This window comes from Terrabacter sp. LjRoot27, assembly GCF_964254175.1.
In the GTDB taxonomy this organism is placed as follows: Bacteria; Actinomycetota; Actinomycetes; order Actinomycetales; family Dermatophilaceae; genus Terrabacter.
Window position 1 is genome coordinate 551,515 of the sequence record NZ_CAXUSS020000001.1, and the last position, 15,496, is coordinate 567,010.

At 72.9% G+C, this 15,496-nt stretch carries 13 protein-coding genes; 5 read left to right on the top strand and 8 right to left on the bottom strand.

What is annotated here, in order from left to right; translation table 11 throughout:
* The first annotated feature begins 1 nt into the window (after position 1).
* On the top strand, positions 2–1,303 hold the full coding sequence (locus ACSQ2D_RS02525; RefSeq protein WP_435984454.1) for a glycosyltransferase: 1,302 nt from the start codon (positions 2–4) through the stop codon (positions 1,301–1,303).
* Between the two features lie 48 nt (positions 1,304–1,351).
* On the opposite strand, the gene ACSQ2D_RS02530 is transcribed toward ACSQ2D_RS02525, so the two are convergent.
* Together ACSQ2D_RS02530 and ACSQ2D_RS02535 are read right to left on the bottom strand one after the other, a co-directional pair.
* Positions 1,352–2,641: an adenylate/guanylate cyclase domain-containing protein gene (locus ACSQ2D_RS02530; protein ID WP_435984455.1), complete on the bottom strand. Its 1,290-nt coding sequence runs from the start codon at positions 2,639–2,641 to the stop codon at positions 1,352–1,354.
* A 171-nt stretch (positions 2,642–2,812) separates the two neighbouring features.
* A complete protein-coding gene (locus ACSQ2D_RS02535) occupies positions 2,813–4,834 on the bottom strand; it encodes an FAD-dependent oxidoreductase (RefSeq protein WP_435984456.1) in 2,022 nt (673 codons plus the stop codon).
* 88 nt (positions 4,835–4,922) lie between these two features.
* Between ACSQ2D_RS02535 and ACSQ2D_RS02540 the strand changes: the two genes are divergently transcribed.
* Complete coding sequence (locus ACSQ2D_RS02540; protein WP_435984457.1) at positions 4,923–6,368, top strand: flavin-containing monooxygenase; 1,446 nt, start codon at positions 4,923–4,925, stop codon at positions 6,366–6,368.
* A 6-nt stretch (positions 6,369–6,374) separates the two neighbouring features.
* Here ACSQ2D_RS02540 and ACSQ2D_RS02545 read toward each other — a convergent pair whose 3' ends face one another.
* From ACSQ2D_RS02545 to ACSQ2D_RS02560, 4 genes are all read right to left on the bottom strand, one after another.
* Positions 6,375–6,668 carry a DUF3072 domain-containing protein gene (locus ACSQ2D_RS02545; protein ID WP_435984458.1) on the bottom strand — a complete coding sequence of 98 codons (294 nt, stop codon included), beginning with the start codon at positions 6,666–6,668 and terminating at the stop codon, positions 6,375–6,377.
* A gap of 38 nt (positions 6,669–6,706) precedes the next feature.
* A complete protein-coding gene (locus ACSQ2D_RS02550) occupies positions 6,707–7,213 on the bottom strand; it encodes a sigma factor (RefSeq protein WP_435984459.1) in 507 nt (168 codons plus the stop codon).
* Positions 7,214–7,329: 116 nt separating this feature from the next.
* Complete coding sequence (locus ACSQ2D_RS02555; RefSeq protein ID WP_435984460.1) at positions 7,330–8,667, bottom strand: HNH endonuclease signature motif containing protein; 1,338 nt, start codon at positions 8,665–8,667, stop codon at positions 7,330–7,332.
* 127 nt (positions 8,668–8,794) lie between these two features.
* The gene (locus ACSQ2D_RS02560; protein ID WP_435984461.1) at positions 8,795–10,069 is read right to left on the bottom strand and encodes a DUF4921 family protein; all 1,275 of its coding nucleotides are present in this window, start codon (positions 10,067–10,069) and stop codon (positions 8,795–8,797) included.
* Between the two features lie 60 nt (positions 10,070–10,129).
* Between ACSQ2D_RS02560 and ACSQ2D_RS02565 the strand changes: the two genes are divergently transcribed.
* Positions 10,130–12,457: a glycoside hydrolase family 3 N-terminal domain-containing protein gene (locus ACSQ2D_RS02565; protein WP_435984462.1), complete on the top strand. Its 2,328-nt coding sequence runs from the start codon at positions 10,130–10,132 to the stop codon at positions 12,455–12,457.
* Here the strand turns inward: ACSQ2D_RS02565 and ACSQ2D_RS02570 are convergent.
* Positions 12,405–12,854 carry a nitroreductase/quinone reductase family protein gene (locus tag ACSQ2D_RS02570; protein WP_435984463.1) on the bottom strand — a complete coding sequence of 150 codons (450 nt, stop codon included), beginning with the start codon at positions 12,852–12,854 and terminating at the stop codon, positions 12,405–12,407. The two genes, ACSQ2D_RS02565 and ACSQ2D_RS02570, sit on opposite strands and share 53 nt — an antisense overlap.
* A 97-nt stretch (positions 12,855–12,951) precedes the next feature.
* Between ACSQ2D_RS02570 and ACSQ2D_RS02575 the strand changes: the two genes are divergently transcribed.
* Both ACSQ2D_RS02575 and ACSQ2D_RS02580 read left to right on the top strand, forming a co-directional pair.
* Positions 12,952–13,923: an NADPH:quinone oxidoreductase family protein gene (locus ACSQ2D_RS02575; RefSeq protein WP_435984464.1), complete on the top strand. Its 972-nt coding sequence runs from the start codon at positions 12,952–12,954 to the stop codon at positions 13,921–13,923.
* Between the two features lie 10 nt (positions 13,924–13,933).
* Positions 13,934–14,752, top strand: coding sequence for an SDR family NAD(P)-dependent oxidoreductase (locus tag ACSQ2D_RS02580; RefSeq protein ID WP_435984465.1), 819 nt, complete (start codon positions 13,934–13,936; stop codon positions 14,750–14,752).
* 15 nt (positions 14,753–14,767) lie between these two features.
* On the opposite strand, the gene ACSQ2D_RS02585 is transcribed toward ACSQ2D_RS02580, so the two are convergent.
* Positions 14,768–15,496, bottom strand: a complete 729-nt coding sequence (locus ACSQ2D_RS02585; protein WP_435984466.1) for a helix-turn-helix transcriptional regulator — start codon at positions 15,494–15,496, stop codon at positions 14,768–14,770.

Below are 15,496 nucleotides of genomic sequence, written 5' to 3' on the forward strand. Positions count from 1 at the left end.
CGTGCGGATCCTCCTGCTGGGCATGGGATCCCGCGGTGACGTCCAGCCGCTCGTGGCGCTCGGGCAGCGCCTCCGGCGGATGGGGTATGCCGTGTCGCTGGCTGCGCCGGCCGACCTCGGTCACGTCGTGGCGGGCAGCGGTGTCGGCTTCGAGCCGCTGTCGTTCGACCTCGAGGGCCCGCTGCGCGAGGGGCTCGGACGCGACGCGCTCCGCGGGTCGGCGCGGACCCAGGTGCGCGAGGCGCGGCTCATGCGCCAGGTCATGGCCGACACCGCCACGGCCCTGGCCGCCGACGTCGCGCGTCTCGTCGACGCCGCCGATGCGGTGGTGTCGGGGGCGCTGACCTTCGACCTCGTCGACGCGCTGCTGTCGACCGGCCGCGGGGACGGGCGCCCGTCGAAGCCGCACGTCTACGCCGTCTTCGCGCCGGTCTGGCCGAGCGCGCACGGCGACTCGGTCGCGCTCGCACTCCGACCGCGGTCGGCGTCGTGGGTCAACCGCGCGTGGAGCACCCTCGCGGGCCGGGTCGCCCTCGACCTCTTCAGGCCGGCCGGAGACCTCACCCGCGCGCGACGAGGTTTGCCGCGACAGCGGTTCCGTCACTACACGGCGGCTGCGGAGCGGACGCCGACGCTGCTCGCAGCGAGCCCGTCCGTCGTCCCGCCGGCCGCGGACTGGCCGCCGGCGCTGCGCCAGACCGGCTACTGGGTGCGCGACGAGGTCCTGAGCGGGTCGCTGGACCCGGACCTCGAGGCGTTCCTCGCCGACGGGCCTGCTCCGGTCTTCGTCGGCTTCGGGTCCATGCCGACCCCTGATCCGGAGGGTGTGGTGCGCGACGCGGCTCAGGCACTCGGCCGTCTCGGGATGCGCGGTGTCGTCAGCGAGGGCCTCGCCGGACTGTCGATCGGCACGACCGCGACGACCATCGGGATCCGCTCCGCCCCGCACGACGTGCTCTTCCCGCGCTGCGCCGTCGTCGTCCACCACGGGGGAGCGGGCACGACCGCAGCCGCGGTCCGGGCCGGGGTGCCGCAGGTCGTCGTCCCGCACGCCGCCGACCAGCCCTACTGGGGCCGGCGGATGGCCGACCTCGGGGTCGCCGCCCCACCGGTCGCCCGCAAGGACCTGACGGCGGCCCGGCTCGAGCGGGCGCTCGAGGTCGCGCTGTCCCCGGGAGCCCGCGCGGCGGCATACGCCCTCGGTGAGCGCGTCCGCGCGGAGGACGGCGCCGGCGACGCAGCGCGCCTCGTCGACACCTACCTCAGGGGCGCCGGGCCGTCACGACACACCAGGCTCGGCTGAGGCCGACCGCTCACGCTCCGGGGCCGACGTGACGGAGCACTTCGTGTGTCACGCGGTCACGCCTCCCGCGGCGTCGAGCAGGAAGGTGCGCATCGGGCCCTTGCTCTTGACGAGGATCGTCCCGCGAGGGCGGAGCGTGAACTCGGGGCCGAGCGCGGCGGCGACGCGCTCGGTGACGTGGATCTGTCCCGGCAGTCCGTGGGACTCCATCCGGCTGGCCGTGTTGACGGTGTCGCCCCAGAGGTCGTAGATGAACTTGCGTCGCCCGATGACTCCCGCGACGGCGGGGCCGGTGTCGACGCCGATGCGCACGGCGAGCCACTCACAGCCCGGCTCCCGCGCGATCGACGCGATCTCCTCGCGCATCGCGAGCGCCACCCGGGCCACCGCCTGGACGTGGTCGGGCCGTCGTTCCGGCAGACCGCCCGCGACCATGTAGGCGTCGCCGATCGTCTTGATCTTTTCGACCGCCTGCGCGTCGGCCTCGCGGTCGAAGGCCGAGAAGATGCGGTCGAGGAGCGCGACGAGGTCGTCGGCAGGCATGACCTGGGTGCGCTCGGTGAAGCCGACGAGATCGGCGAAGAGGACGGTGACGGCCTCGTAGTGCTCCGCGATGGTGCCGGAGCCGCGCTTGAGCCGTTCGGCGATCGGGCCGGGCAGGACGTTGAGGAGCAGGCGCTCGGACCTCGCCTGCTCGGCCTCGAGGGCGATGCGAGCCCGCTCGCGCTGCTCCACGAAGTAGCCGAGCATCGCGTAGGCGCTGACCGTGACGCCCATGACGTTGAGCACGAAGAAGGTGACGACGAAACCGGTCGGCAGGTCCGCCGGGTGCGCCGAGAGCCGCGGGTCGATCAGCGCCAGCGTCACGAGCGCGACGAAGAAGGCCGCGAGCCAGCCGACCGAGCGCCGCACCCCGAGCAGCGCCAGCGCGGCGAGCGGTACGAAGATCGCCCAGAGGACCATCCCGCTCGAGGCGATGAAGCCGCCGAGCGACGCCTGGAGCAGGCACGGGAGCACGAGGAACGCCACGAGCTGCGTCGTGCGGAACACAGCGAACCTGCCGGTGCGCGACAGGACGAGCAGGCCCACCACGGTGGTCACCTGGTAGGCGGCCGGTATCGCGGCCGACAGCGGGTGGCCGAAGGCGAGGTAGGTGCCGACCCAGATGAAGGAGATCAGCGCGATGAGCACCGACGCGAAGACGAGCATGCCCTGGCGCAGACGCTCGTCCTGGCTCTGCCCTGGTCGGGCGCCGATCTCGGCAAGGCGCTCGACGATCCGGACGACAGCCCCGCTGAGACCGGTCCGGGGAAGGCTGAGCACGTCGGATGCGCCCATCTCGCGATCGTACGGGCGAGGACACGCCTCCCTCAGGGCATCGGCGTCTTCCCGGGACAGCTGGGCGCCGGTCCCTCAGGACACACCAAGGTCGGCAGAGGCCGACCGCTCACGCTCCGGAGCCCACGGGACCGAGCACTTCGTGTGTCACGCGGTCACGCCTCCCGCGGCCTAGATCGTCGCCGCGAGCTCGGTGCCCTGGCGGATGGCGCGTTTCGCGTCGAGCTCGGCCGCGACGTCGGCCCCGCCGATGACGTGAACCTTCACGCCGGCGGCGGCGAGCGCGGGACCGAGCGTGTTGACGGACTCCTGGCCGGTGCAGAGCACGATCGTGTCGACGGCGAGCACCGTCGGGTCGGAGTGGTCCTCGCCGTGGGTGATGTGGAGACCCTCGTCGTCGATGCGCTCGTAGTTGACGCCAACGTGGTGGTGGACTCCCTTGGCCTTCAAGGCTGCCCGGTGCACCCAGCCGGTCGTCTTGCCGAGCCCCTTGCCGATGGAGGTGGACTTGCGCTGGAGCAGGTGCACCTCGCGCGGCGACGGTGACGGGCGCGGCTCGACGAGACCTCCTCGGGAGACGTCGGGCTCGCCGACGCCCCACTCGGCCATCCACTGCTCGACCGTCATCGGCGACTCGACGTGGGTGAGGAGCTCCGACACGTCGACCCCGATGCCGCCGGCGCCCAGGACGGCCACGCGCTGACCCAGCGGTGCCTCGCCGCGGACGGCGGCGGCATACGTCACGACCGTCGGGTGGTCGACGCCCGGGACGTCGGGCACGCGGGGCTCGACCCCGGTGGCCACGACGACCTCGTCGAAGTCGGCGAGGTCCTCGACCTCGGCGCGGCGACCGAGGTGGACCTTGACGCCGCCCAGCTCGAGGCGCCTGCGGTAGTAGCGGATCGTGTCGGCGAACTCCTCCTTGCCGGGGATCCGCATCGCGATGGCGAACTGGCCGCCGAGGTCGTCGGCCGCCTCGAAGAGCTCGACCCGGTGGCCGCGCTCGGTCAGGGCGACGGCGGTCGCGAGCCCGGCCGGGCCGGCGCCGACGACGGCGACGTGCTTGCTGCGGCGGCTCGGGGCGAGCACGAGGGTCGTCTCGCGGACGGCGCGCGGGTTGACGAGGCAGGTCGCCGTCTTCTTGGCGAAGGTGTGGTCGAGGCAGGCCTGGTTGCAGGCGATGCACGTGTTGATCTCGTCGGCCCGGTCGCCCGCGGCCTTGGCCACCCAGTCCGGGTCGGCGAGGAAGGGGCGCGCCATCGACACGAGGTCGGCGCTGCCGTCGGCGATGACGCGCTCGGCGAGGTCGGGCATCGAGATGCGGTTGGACGTGACGACCGGGACGGTGACCTCGGGACGCAGCTTCGCCGTGACGCGCGTGAAGGCCCCCCGCGGCACCGAGGTGACGATCGTGGGGACGCGGGCCTCGTGCCAGCCGATGCCGGTGTTGATGATCGTCGCGCCGGCCGCCTCGACCTCGTGGGCCAGGGCGACCACCTCGTCCCACGACTGCCCGTCGGGCACGAGGTCGAGCATCGAGAGGCGGTAGACGATGACGAAGTCGGGCCCGGCCGCCTCACGGACGGCACGGACGACCTCGACGGGCAGGCGCCGGCGGTTCTCCGGGGAGCCGCCCCACTCGTCGGTGCGCTGGTTGGTGCGCGGCGCGAGGAACTGGTTGAGCAGGTAGCCCTCCGAGCCCATGATCTCGACGCCGTCGTAGCCAGCCTCGCGTGCCAGGCGGGCGCAGCGGGCGTATGCGTCGACGGTGCTGCGGACGCCTCGTGCACCGAGCGCCCGCGGGGCGAAGGGCGAGATCGGAGACTTGATCGCCGACGCCGAGACGGCGAGCGGGTGGTAGGCGTAGCGGCCCGCATGGAGGATCTGGAGCGCTATCTTGCCGCCCTCGCGGTGCACGGCGTTCGTGATGACGCGGTGCCGACGGGCCTGACGGCTCGTGACGAGGACCGAGCCGCCGGGGTAGAGCGCGCCGGCGAGGTTGGGGGCGAAGCCGCCCGTGACGATGAGGCCGACTCCGCCGCGGGCGCGCTCGGCGTAGTAGGCCGCGAGCCGGTCGAAGTCCTTGGCGCGGTCCTCGAGGCCGGTGTGCATCGAGCCCATGACGACGCGGTTGCGCAGCGTCGTGAAGCCGAGGTCGAGGGGTTCGAGCAGGTGGGGGTATGCCGTCGTCACCCGCCCGAGGGTAGCCGGTGGTTACCGTCCGGTAGCCGATCGCGCGGCGAGGGTCACAGTGCCGCTCGGGGTGGGTGAGAATGACGGGGTGAGCGATCTCGAGCACCTGGACGTCCTCGTCGTCGGAGCCGGCCTCTCCGGTATCGGGGCCGGCTACCGCCTGTCGACGATGAGCCCGTCGCGCACGTGGGCGATCCTCGAGGCCCGGGACTCGCTCGGCGGCACGTGGGACCTCTTCCGCTACCCGGGCGTCCGGTCCGACTCCGACATGATGACGCTCGGCTTCCCGTTCGAGCCGTGGACCGACCCCGACGCGATCGCCGACGGGCCGAAGATCCTCGACTACCTGCGCCGGACGGCCGAGAAGCACGGCATCGCCGAGCGGATCCGTCTGGGGCACCGGGTCGTCGCGGCCGACTGGTCGAGCGAGGACGCGCGCTGGACGGTGACGGTCGAGCGTGACGGTGGGCGCGAGCAGCTGACGTGCGGCTTCCTCTACCTCTGCAGCGGCTACTACGACTACGAGCGACCGCATGACCCGCAGCTGCCCGGTCTCGAGTCCTACGAGGGGCGCGTCGTGCACCCGCAGTTCTGGCCGGACGACCTCGACGTCGCCGGGCGCACGGTCGTCGTCATCGGGTCCGGGGCCACGGCCGTGACGCTCGTGCCCTCGCTCGCCGAGGCCGGCGCCGACGTGACGATGCTCCAGCGCACCCCGACGTGGATCGCGTCGCTGCCGCGCCGCGACCGCACCCGGGACGTCCTGCAGAAGGTCCTGCCGGCCAAGGCGGCCGGCACGGCCTCGCGTTACAAGAACGTCCTCGGGACCATGGGCGTCTACGAGCTGAGCCGCCGGCGACCGGCGATGATGCGCTCGCTGCTGTCGAAGGGCGCCGCGAAGTCCCTCGGGTCGACCGACCTCGTCAGCGACCACTTCACGCCGACCTACGACCCGTGGGACCAGCGCCTCTGCGTCGTCCCCGACGGCGACCTCTTCGACGCCGTGCGTCGTGGACGCGCCCACGTCGTCACCGACACGATCGAGACCTTCGTGCCACACGGCATACGACTGGGCTCGGGGCAGGAGCTCGACGCCGACGTCGTCGTGACGGCGACGGGTCTGCGCATCAAGATCGCCGGCGGCATCGCGATCACGGTCGACGGGGAGGCTCGTCCCACAGGCGATCTCACGGTCTACCGCGGGCTGATGTTCGCCGACGTGCCCAACCTTGCCGTGTGCGTCGGCTACGTCAACGCGTCGTGGACCCTGCGCGCCGACCTCGCCAGCCGCTACGTGTGCCGGCTGCTCAACCACATGGAGCACCACGCATGGCGGAGCGCGACGCCCCGGGCGCCGAAGGGGATGGAGGGGCAGCCGCTGCTGCCACTCGCGTCGGGCTACGTGCGGCGCGCGGCGGGCGACCTGCCCCAGCAGGGAGACGGTGCACCGTGGCTGATGCGCCAGAACTACCTGCTCGACCGGCGCGACATGCTCCGCAGCGATGTCACCGAGGCGATGTCCTTCGCCCGCTGAGAGTCGTCAGACCTCGCTGCCGTGGCCTTCGGTGCGGCCCTCGGTGACCCCGCGGCCGGTCACGGACTGGAGGCGGTCGATGTGCTCGGACGCCTGCGCCTTGGTGAGGTCACCGGGAAGCGTCTCGCCCGCCTCGCGGGCGAGCGTCTCGAGGTAGCTGCGCTGGGCGCCGGTCATGGCCTCGTCGCCGGTGACCCAGTCCTCCGGGTCCTTGACCGCCGAGTCGCCGGGGGTGCCGGCGGTCGCGGGGGTGGTGGCGCCGATGACGTCGTCGTTCGAAGGTGTGTTCGATTCGCTCATGGTGTGCCCGTACCCACTTGCCCCGAGAGCCCGACAGGTCAGGCGGTGGCGGGCCTCGGCCGCAGGCCGTCGAGGGCTGCGCGGAGGCGGGCATGGGCCACGTCGACAGAGACGCCGAGGGCGCCCGCGACGTCGGCGACGGCGTACGCGTCGAAGTAGCTGAGGCCCAGGGCGTCGTCGCGCTGCGGCTCGACCGGTGGCAGGTCGACAGTGGGGCTCGGTGTCAGTGGTCGTCGGGTCGAGCGGACGTGCGCGACGGCCCCCCGGTGCGCGACCGACAGCACCCAGGCGAGGGCGCCGCTGCCCTGGCGGTAGCGCGAGGCGGTGCGCCAGACCTCGACGAAGACCTCACCACTGACGTGCTCAGCCTGCTCGGCGTCGCGGACCACTCGACGGACAAGGCCGAAGACACGGGCGGCCGCGAGGTCGTAGAGCCTCGAGAAGGCCGCCTCGTCACCCTGTCCGGCTCGCGACAGGAGAGGTCCCAGGACCGTGTCGAGCGCAGGGGAGGACGGCCCGCCGCGCTCGTGCCCCTGACCGTTCACCGGACCAGCCCATCCACGTCACGCCGTCCCGATCCTGCACACCCCGACGGCGCAGGTCTCACGGACGACTCGCTTCGACAGTAGTCGTACCCGAAGCGACCCGCCGGTTGACGAGATCAGAACGGCGGCGGGTCGGGGTCGGTGCCGGCACCGGGCGCCGGACCGCAGTCGCGCAGGCTCGCGCGCCAGTCCTTGGGCCTCGTGACGTAGCGGCGTCCGGTCGTCGTGGTCCACGCGAGACCATCGTCGTCGACGGGTTCGGATCTCCAGATCCCCGCCGTCTTGACGTTGTGGTGGAAGCGCTCCTTGGCGTGGAGGTTGTCGACCGAGGTGGGGCCCTGCGGCCACGGGACCTCGTGGTCGAGGTCGCAGCGGCGTGCGAGCACCTCACAGTCCGGTCCGCGGCACACGCCGTCGACGGCCCGGACGTGTTCGACCATCCCGCGCGGCGGCCGGTAGGAGCCGGTGGGTGCGCCGAGCGCGCGGCCCGTGCGAAGGTCGACGGGGAGGGTGCGCCACACGGACCCGGGTCGCGTCATGATGTCGCGGGCGTGCCGGGCGGTGACCCACCCGTGCCCGGGGAGCTCACACGAAGCGTCGGACTCGCCGATCGCCACCTCGAACGGCACGACCAGCCACGCCGTCGCCGGCGCATCCGGACCGACGCACGCTCGTCCCGGCTCGAGCGGACCCCGGAGCAGGCCCTGGCCTGCCAGGTCGCAACGGAGCTGGTCGAGCGACCGAGGGTCGCCGGCGTCGCGACGGGCACGTGCCGCGGTGTCGAGCCGGTCGAGCACGGCGGCGACGACGTCTCCGGCCGCCACGATCGTCAGGGAGCCCATGCCGTCCTCGGTCAGGCGGCCGAAGACCCCGCGACGGCTCTTGGCGTGCTCGTGGCGCTCGGCGGACCCTCGGTGGTCGACGGAGGCCACGGCTCGGCGCAGCCTCGTGGCGAAGGTGCGTTGCGGCACCACCTGGCCGTCACGGCTCGGCGCCAGCACCGAGCGCTCGACGGACTCGACGTCGGCATCGGGCAGCAGCCCGGTCTCCGAGACGACCTGAAGAGCGCGGTGCAGGGAGGTCGAGCCGTCGCGGAGAGCCTGGCGCACGAGCCGGTGACGCCGCGGTGCGGTGGCGAGCGTCAGCCGCCGTGCGACCTCGCCGGCCCCGACGCCGGTCGCGAGGGCGATCTCGTCGGCGACGATGCGGTCGGTGGAGACGTGGACCGAGGCCGCCGCGATCTGCTGGGCCTCGACGGTGTGGAGGGCGGCGTACGCGTCGAGCAGGTCGGACTCGACCTGGGCCTTCTCGACCTCGAGCGCCTCGATCTCGCGGAGGATGCGGTCGCCCTCGATCGTCAGGTCGATCTGGAGATGGGCCTTGGTGTAGGTCTCGTCGAAGGGGGCGTCGGCCGGTGACGGTCCGATGCGCGACGGGCTGAGGAACGGTGTCACCCTGACCTCCTCGCGAATCCGCCGCTGTTGTCCAGTACCCAATTAGAACATATGTTCTAATTGGGTACAAGGGTCTGGCAGCTGACTGTGCACAGTGAATCGCCCTGTCCCGCGGTCTGTTCCGACGTCACCGGATCTCGAGGCGGTCCGAGACGAGCCCGTCTGCGGCCAGCTCCCGCAGCTGAGTGACGGTGCGCTCGCGCACCGCCCACGGGTCCATCGTGTTGACGTAGATCTTCGTGCCGCCCTCGAAGCCGGCCAGCGTCGACACCCGCCACTTGAGCACCACCCGGAGAGGGATGGGCAGGTCGAGCGACGGCGGGCCGTGGTGCCACTCCTCGTTGGTCGGCACGTGGACGCCCGTCGCGGCGTGGCACGCGTGCACGAGGTCCGAGAAGTCGCGGACCTCGTCGTCCGAGAGCTCCCACGGCCGGCGCGAGGTGTTGGACGTGTAGACGACGAGGGACGGGTACTGGTGGCCGATGCCGGCGAAGGCCATGGCCGTCGGGGTGCGTGCGACGACGAGTCCCTGCGCCTCCGCGTACTGCGGGCCCCACCGCGCGAAGAGGTCCGGCTCGGCCCGCACCCGCTCGGTCTCGCGCTCGAGGTCCACGCCCGGCTCGTCGATGGCGACGAGCTGCTTGTGCAGGTGGTCGAAGGACGCACCCGCCGGCCGCAGCCAGTTCTGGAACGCCGAGACGTAGCGTGCGTGAGGGTTGCTCCGATAGAGGTCGCGCACTGCTGCGATCGTGAACCGCGTGTACTGCCAGTGCTCCTCGGGCGTGAGCGTCCCGGCGCCGGCGTTCTGGGTGTCGTCCGTGGCGCCGTCGACGAAGTGCCGACGGGAGACGACGACCTGGTGGTTGCCGGCGAAGAGCCCGACCGCCTCGCGCTCGAGGTCGTCCTCGTCGAGCGGCTCCGCGCCGGCGCCCGGCGCGCCCCGCGACCGCATCCGGATGCGCGCCAGGGCGGTCACGTGCGCCCGCCCTGCGGGCGTGGAGAGGTATGCCGTCCGGTGCGCCAGCGACTCGGGCGTCGGCTCGTAGCCGTGGGCCAGGTGCCAGTAGTCGTAGCTGAGGATCTCGAAGAGGTTGGGGAAGAGCCGGAGCTCCGGCACGGAGTCGTCGAGCTGCTCGGCGACGAGGCCGCGCACCTCGCGCACCTCGCTCCCCGACGGCCCGTCGCGGACGACCCGGGCGATCTCGGGGGTCGTCTCGAGCATCCGGCCCCAGCAGAAGGCGCAGTGGCGGTCGTGCTCGTCCGGGTCGAGGGGCTTCGGGTCGGGCCGGGCGACGCCGAGGGGGCGGGCCGCGCGACCCGGCAGCGTCCACACCTTCGTGCCGGTGAAGGGGTTGACCTGCTTGATGGTCCCGTCGGGCAGTCGCGTCAGGGGCTCGATCACCCTGTCAGCCTAGGTCGGACGGCGTCGGAGGCGTGGAGCGACGTCGGCTAGCGTCGGGACGTGCCCGACGACGCCGCCCTCGCCGCCCCCGACGCCCTGCCCTATCGCGACCCGTCCCGGTCGGTCGAGGAGCGTCTCGACGACCTCGTCGGCCGGATGACGTTGCCGGAGAAGGTCGGCCAGATGCTCCAGCTCGACGCGCGCGGCGACCTGACCGACATCGTCCACTCGAAGCTGGCCGGCTCGATCCTGCACACCTCTCCGGAACGGATGCTCGAGGCCATCGCCCTCGCCGAGCAGACGCGTCTCGGCATCCCGCTCCTCACTGCGGACGACTGCATCCACGGCCACTCCTTCTGGCCGGGCGCGACGATCTTCCCGACCCAGCTCGGCATGGCCTGCTCGTGGGACCCCGACCTCGTGGAGCGTGCGGCGCGCGTCACCGCCGTCGAGGTGGCGGCGACCGGCGTCCACTGGACGTTCTCGCCGGTGCTCTGCATCACCCGTGACCTGCGCTGGGGCCGGGTGGGCGAGACCTTCGGCGAGGACCCGCACCTCATCGGTGAGCTCGGAGCGGCGATGATCCGCGGCTACCAGGGCGACGGCCTGACCGACCCGACGGCCGTCCTCGCCTGCGCCAAGCACTTCGCCGGCTACTCCGAGACGCAGGGCGGCCGCGACGCGAGCGAGGCCGACCTCAGCCGTCGCAAGCTGACGTCGTGGTTCCTGCCGCCCTTCGAGCGGGCCGTCCAGGAGGGCTGCCGCACGTTCATGCTCGGCTACCAGGCGATCGACGGCGTGCCCGTGACGGCCAACGGCTGGCTCCTCGACGAGGTGCTCAAGGGGGAGTGGGGCTTCACCGGCACCCTCGTCACCGACTGGGACAACGTCGGCCGGATGGTCTGGGAGCAGAAGGTGTGCGCCGACGACGTCGAGGCGGCGACCGTCGCCGTGCGGGCCGGCAACGACCTCGTCATGACGACGCCGCAGTTCTTCGACGCTGCCCAGGAGGCCGTCGCCCGCGGCCTGCTCGACGAGCGTGACATCGACGAGGCGGTGCGGCGGGTGCTCCGCGTCAAGCTCGAGCTCGGGCTCTTCGAGAACCCGCGTCCGCCGGACGCCGAGCGCCAGCGCGTCGTCATCGGCGCCGCCGAGCACGCCGCCCTCAACCTCGACGTGGCGCGTCGCTCGCTCGTCCTGCTGACGAACGACGGCTCCCTGCCGTATGCCGTCACGGACGTCCCCCGCACCGTGGCCGTCCTCGGGCCCAACGCCGACGACCCGCAGGCCAACCTCGGCGACTGGGCCGGGGCCTCCGGCCAGGTGGACTGGATGCCCGACGGGCACCCGCGCGAGACGGTCGAGACCGTGCTCGACGGCTTCCGCGCCGTCGTGCCGCCGGCGTGGAGCGTCACCCACGCCCGCGGGGCCGAGATCGAGACCCTCGTGCCCGACCCGGAGGGGCCGCTCTTCCCCGACGGCCAGCCCCGTCCGCCGGTCTCCGCACCCGCGCCCGTCGACCCCGAGCAGCTCGCCGCCGCCGTCGCGGCCGCGCGTGCCGCCGACCTCGCTGTCGTCGTGCTCGGCGACACGATCGCCCTGACGGGCGAAGGCTGCTCGACCGCGACGCTCGACCTCCAGGGCGGTCAGGTCGCCCTGCTCGACGCGGTCGTCGACGAGCTCGACGGCACCGGCACCCCCGTCGTCGTCGTGCTGCTCCACTCCAAGCCCAACGTCCTGCCGCCCAGCGCCCTGCGGGCGGCCGCGGTCATCGAGGCCTACAGCCCCGGCATGCGCGGCGGTCGCGCCGTGGCCGAGCTCGTCCTCGGCCACATCGAGCCCGCCGGGCGTCTGCCCCTCTCGATCCCGCGTCACGTCGGTCAGCAGCCGACCTACTACAACCAGGTGCGCGGCCAGCACGGCCACCGCTACGCCGACCTCACCCAGGAGCCGCAGTTCGTCTTCGGCGAGGGCCTGACCTACACGACCGTCGAGTGGTCGGACCTCATCCTCGACGCCGCCACCTTCGCGCCCGGCGACGTCGTGGCCGCCGAGGTCACGCTGACCAACGCGGGCGACCGGACGGCATACGAGGTCGTGCAGGCCTACGTCACCGACGTCGTCACGAGCGTCACGTGGGCCGCCAAGGAGCTCAAGGCGTTCCGCCGCGTCACGGTCCCACCGGGCGAGTCGGTGACGACCCGCATCGAGGTCCCGGCCGCGGCCTGCTCCATCGTCGACGCGGCCGGTCGCCGGGTCGTCGAGCCGGGCGAGTTCGAGCTCCGGGTCGGACCGAGCTCGCGTGACGTCGACCTGCTCCGGGCGTCGTTCACGATCACGGCGCAGCGGACCTCGGCGCCCTCGGGGTCAGGGCGGCCAACGGGATGACACGCCCTCCGGCCTTGGCCTCGTAGCCGCCGAAGAACGGAGCGACCTCGAGCAGGCGCCGCCACAGGCGGTCGCGCTCCGCGCCGTGGGCGACCGCCACGGCCACCTCGACCCGCTCGTCCCCGACCTCGATGACGGCCGTGTCGGCGTGCCGCAGGTTGCGGAACCACTGCGGCTCCGCCGCGGCACCCCCGGCGCTCCCGCACACGACGTAGGCGTCCCCGTCGCGGAAGTAGCCGACCGGGCTGGTCCGCAGCGTGCCGGACGACCGGCCGGCCACGGTGAGCAGGAGGATCGGCATGCCCCGGACCGAGCGGAGGAACCCGACGTCGAAGCGGCGGTAGAGCGCCACGTGCGCCGCGTTGCCGGCGCGCATCATCCGGTTGGCCACGCCCATGGCCGCCTCCTGGGTCTCGCGGCACGCATCTGCCGACCCGTCCAGTGTGGCCCCGCGGGCGGCTAGGGTCGAGATCCCCCCGATGATGAGGAGCACCATGCGCGCGGCACGAGTCACGAGCCTCGACGGGCCGTCGTCCGTCACGGTCGGCGAGGTCGAGGTGCCTGCCCTGACCCCGGGCCACGTCCTCGTCGACGTCCACGAGGCGGGCGTCAGCTTCCCCGACGTCCTCATGAGCCGCGGGCTCTACCAGATGCGCCCGGACCTGCCCTTCGTCCCCGGCGCCGAGTGCGCCGGTGTCGTGCGCGAGGTCGGCGAGGACAGCGCCTTCCGGGTCGGCGACCGCGTCGCCGCCTTCCCGGTGCTCGGCGGCTTCGCCGAGACGGTCGCCGTGCCCGAGGCGATGGTCTTCCCGCTGACCGACGCCGTGTCGTTCGAGACCGGCGCCGCGCTGCCGATGAACTACCTCACCGTCCACTTCGCCCTGACCCGCCGCGGGCAGCTCGAGCGCGGCGAGACCGTCCTCGTCCACGGCGCCGCGGGCGGCATCGGCACCGCCGCCATCCAGCTCGCGCGCGCCATGGACGCCCGCGTCATCGCCGTCGTGTCGTCCGACGACAAGATCGAGACCGCCCGCGCGGCCGGCGCGCACCACATCGTCCTCGCCGACGGGTTCCTCGCGGCGGCGAAGGAGCTCACGGACGGACGCGGTGTGGACGTCGTCGTCGACCCGGTGGGCGGCGACCGGTTCACCGACAGCCTTCGCAGCCTGGCCCCCGAGGGTCGCCTGCTCGTCGTCGGCTTCACCGCCGGCCAGATCCCCGAGGTCAAGGTCAACCGGCTGCTCCTGGGCAACCTCAGCGTCGTCGGCGTCGGCTGGGGTGCCTTCTGGATGCCGGACCCGACCTACCTGCGCACCCAGTGGGAGGCGATCCTCCCGCTCCTCGAGAGCGGGGCGCTCGCCCCGCCCATCGGGACGCGCCACCCGCTCGACGACGTCGCCGCGGCCCTCACCGAGATCGACGAGCGCCGCGCCCACGGCAAGGTGACGCTCACCGTCCGCCAGTAGGTTGGGGCGTATGCCGTCCCGCTCGCTCCGCGCGTCCGCGCCCACGTCCCCCCGCCGCGTCCTCGTCACCGGCGGTGCCTCCGGTCTCGGGCTCGCGCTCGTCCGCGCCCTCGTCGCCCGCGGCGACCACGTGCTCGCGACCGACGTGGCGACCGACCGGCCCGACGCGCTCCCGGACGCGGCGGCATACCTCCCGCTCGACGTGCGCAGTGACGAGGCGTGGGCCGCCGCACTCGCCCACGTGCGCGAGACGTGGGGCGGGCTCGACCTGCTCGTCAACAACGCCGGCGTCGCCGCGGGTGGGCGCATCGACGTCGCGACGATGGACGAGTGGCGCTGGATCGTCGACATCAACCTGCTCGGCGTCGTCCGCGGCTGCCGCACCTTCACGCCGCTCCTCAAGGAGCAGGGCAGCGGCCACATCGTCAACACCGCCTCGCTCGCGGGCCTCGTCCACGCGCCCGGCATGTCGGCCTACAACACCGTCAAGGCCGGCGTCGTCGCCCTGAGCGAGACGCTCTCGCACGAGCTCGCCCCGCACGGCGTCGACGTCTCCGTCGTGTGCCCGTCGTTCTTCCGGACCAACCTCGGGTCGTCGTTCCAGGGCGCCGACACCGAGATGGAGGAGGCCGGCAAGAAGATGGTGAGCGGCTCGAGGCGCACCGCCGACGAGATCGCCGCCATCGTCGTGCGCGGCATCGACGCCCGCCGCGACGTCATCCTCACCGACCGGGACGGGCACGTCGCGTGGCGGGCCAAGCGCTTCGCCCGACCGGCCTACACCGCCGTCATGAAGCGCGCCGCGAAGCGGGTCGCCGCCGGCCGCTGACCGCGCTGTCAGCGCTCACGGGTCGGCCGCGCCGAGGCACACGCCCGCCGAGAACCTCGACCGCACCCCCAGCGTCGTCATGATCGCGGCCACCTCGTAGCGGACGGTCCGCAGGCTCACGCCGAGGACGTCGGCGATCCGCTGGTCGGTCAGGTCCTGCCGCATCATCTCGAGGATCCGTCGCTGCCTCGGGCTGAACCCCTGGGTCGTGTCGTCCTCGGACCACGTCGGCACGGCGTTCTTCAGCACGGCGTGCCAGTACCGCATGGCCGCGGCGAGCACCGTCGGTTCGGCGACGGCGATGACGGACTGCTGACCATCGAACTCGGGGCCCTGCAGCAGCACCTCCCGCAGGTTCAGGACCTTGAGCTGCATGGGGGCGCGCGTGAAGTAGTAGACGCCGGCGGCCTCCTGCGCCAGCAGGGATCGGGCCGCGGGTGTCGTGGCCGCCCAGTCGAAGAGGCTCGTCATCCTCAGGCCGGAGGCCAGGGTCTGTCGGTTGTTGGGGAGGGACGCGCGCAGGTCGGCGACCGTCGTGACCTGCCGCACCGAGAGCAGGTGCTTCCACTGGCGCGACTCCCGCATCATCTGCTCGTTGAGCCGTGGCCCCTGGCCGACCACCCGGACGTGGTCCGGTCGGTCGCCGGCCGCCAGCTGGGCGAGCACGTCGGAACGGCGGAGCTGGAGCAGGGCCGCCGCGTCGAGGACTTCCTGGTACTCGCCACTGTGGATCACCGGCCTCAT

Coding starts and splice junctions, on each gene's coding strand:
- ACSQ2D_RS02580 (WP_435984465.1), top strand. CDS start 13,934: ATGCCGTCCCGCTCGCTCCGCGCGTCCGCGCCCACGTCCCCCCGCCGC.
- ACSQ2D_RS02530 (WP_435984455.1), bottom strand. CDS start 2,641: ATGGGCGCATCCGACGTGCTCAGCCTTCCCCGGACCGGTCTCAGCGGG.
- ACSQ2D_RS02575 (WP_435984464.1), top strand. CDS start 12,952: ATGCGCGCGGCACGAGTCACGAGCCTCGACGGGCCGTCGTCCGTCACG.
- ACSQ2D_RS02545 (WP_435984458.1), bottom strand. CDS start 6,668: ATGAGCGAATCGAACACACCTTCGAACGACGACGTCATCGGCGCCACC.
- ACSQ2D_RS02570 (WP_435984463.1), bottom strand. CDS start 12,854: ATGGGCGTGGCCAACCGGATGATGCGCGCCGGCAACGCGGCGCACGTG.
- ACSQ2D_RS02585 (WP_435984466.1), bottom strand. CDS start 15,496: ATGAGGCCGGTGATCCACAGTGGCGAGTACCAGGAAGTCCTCGACGCG.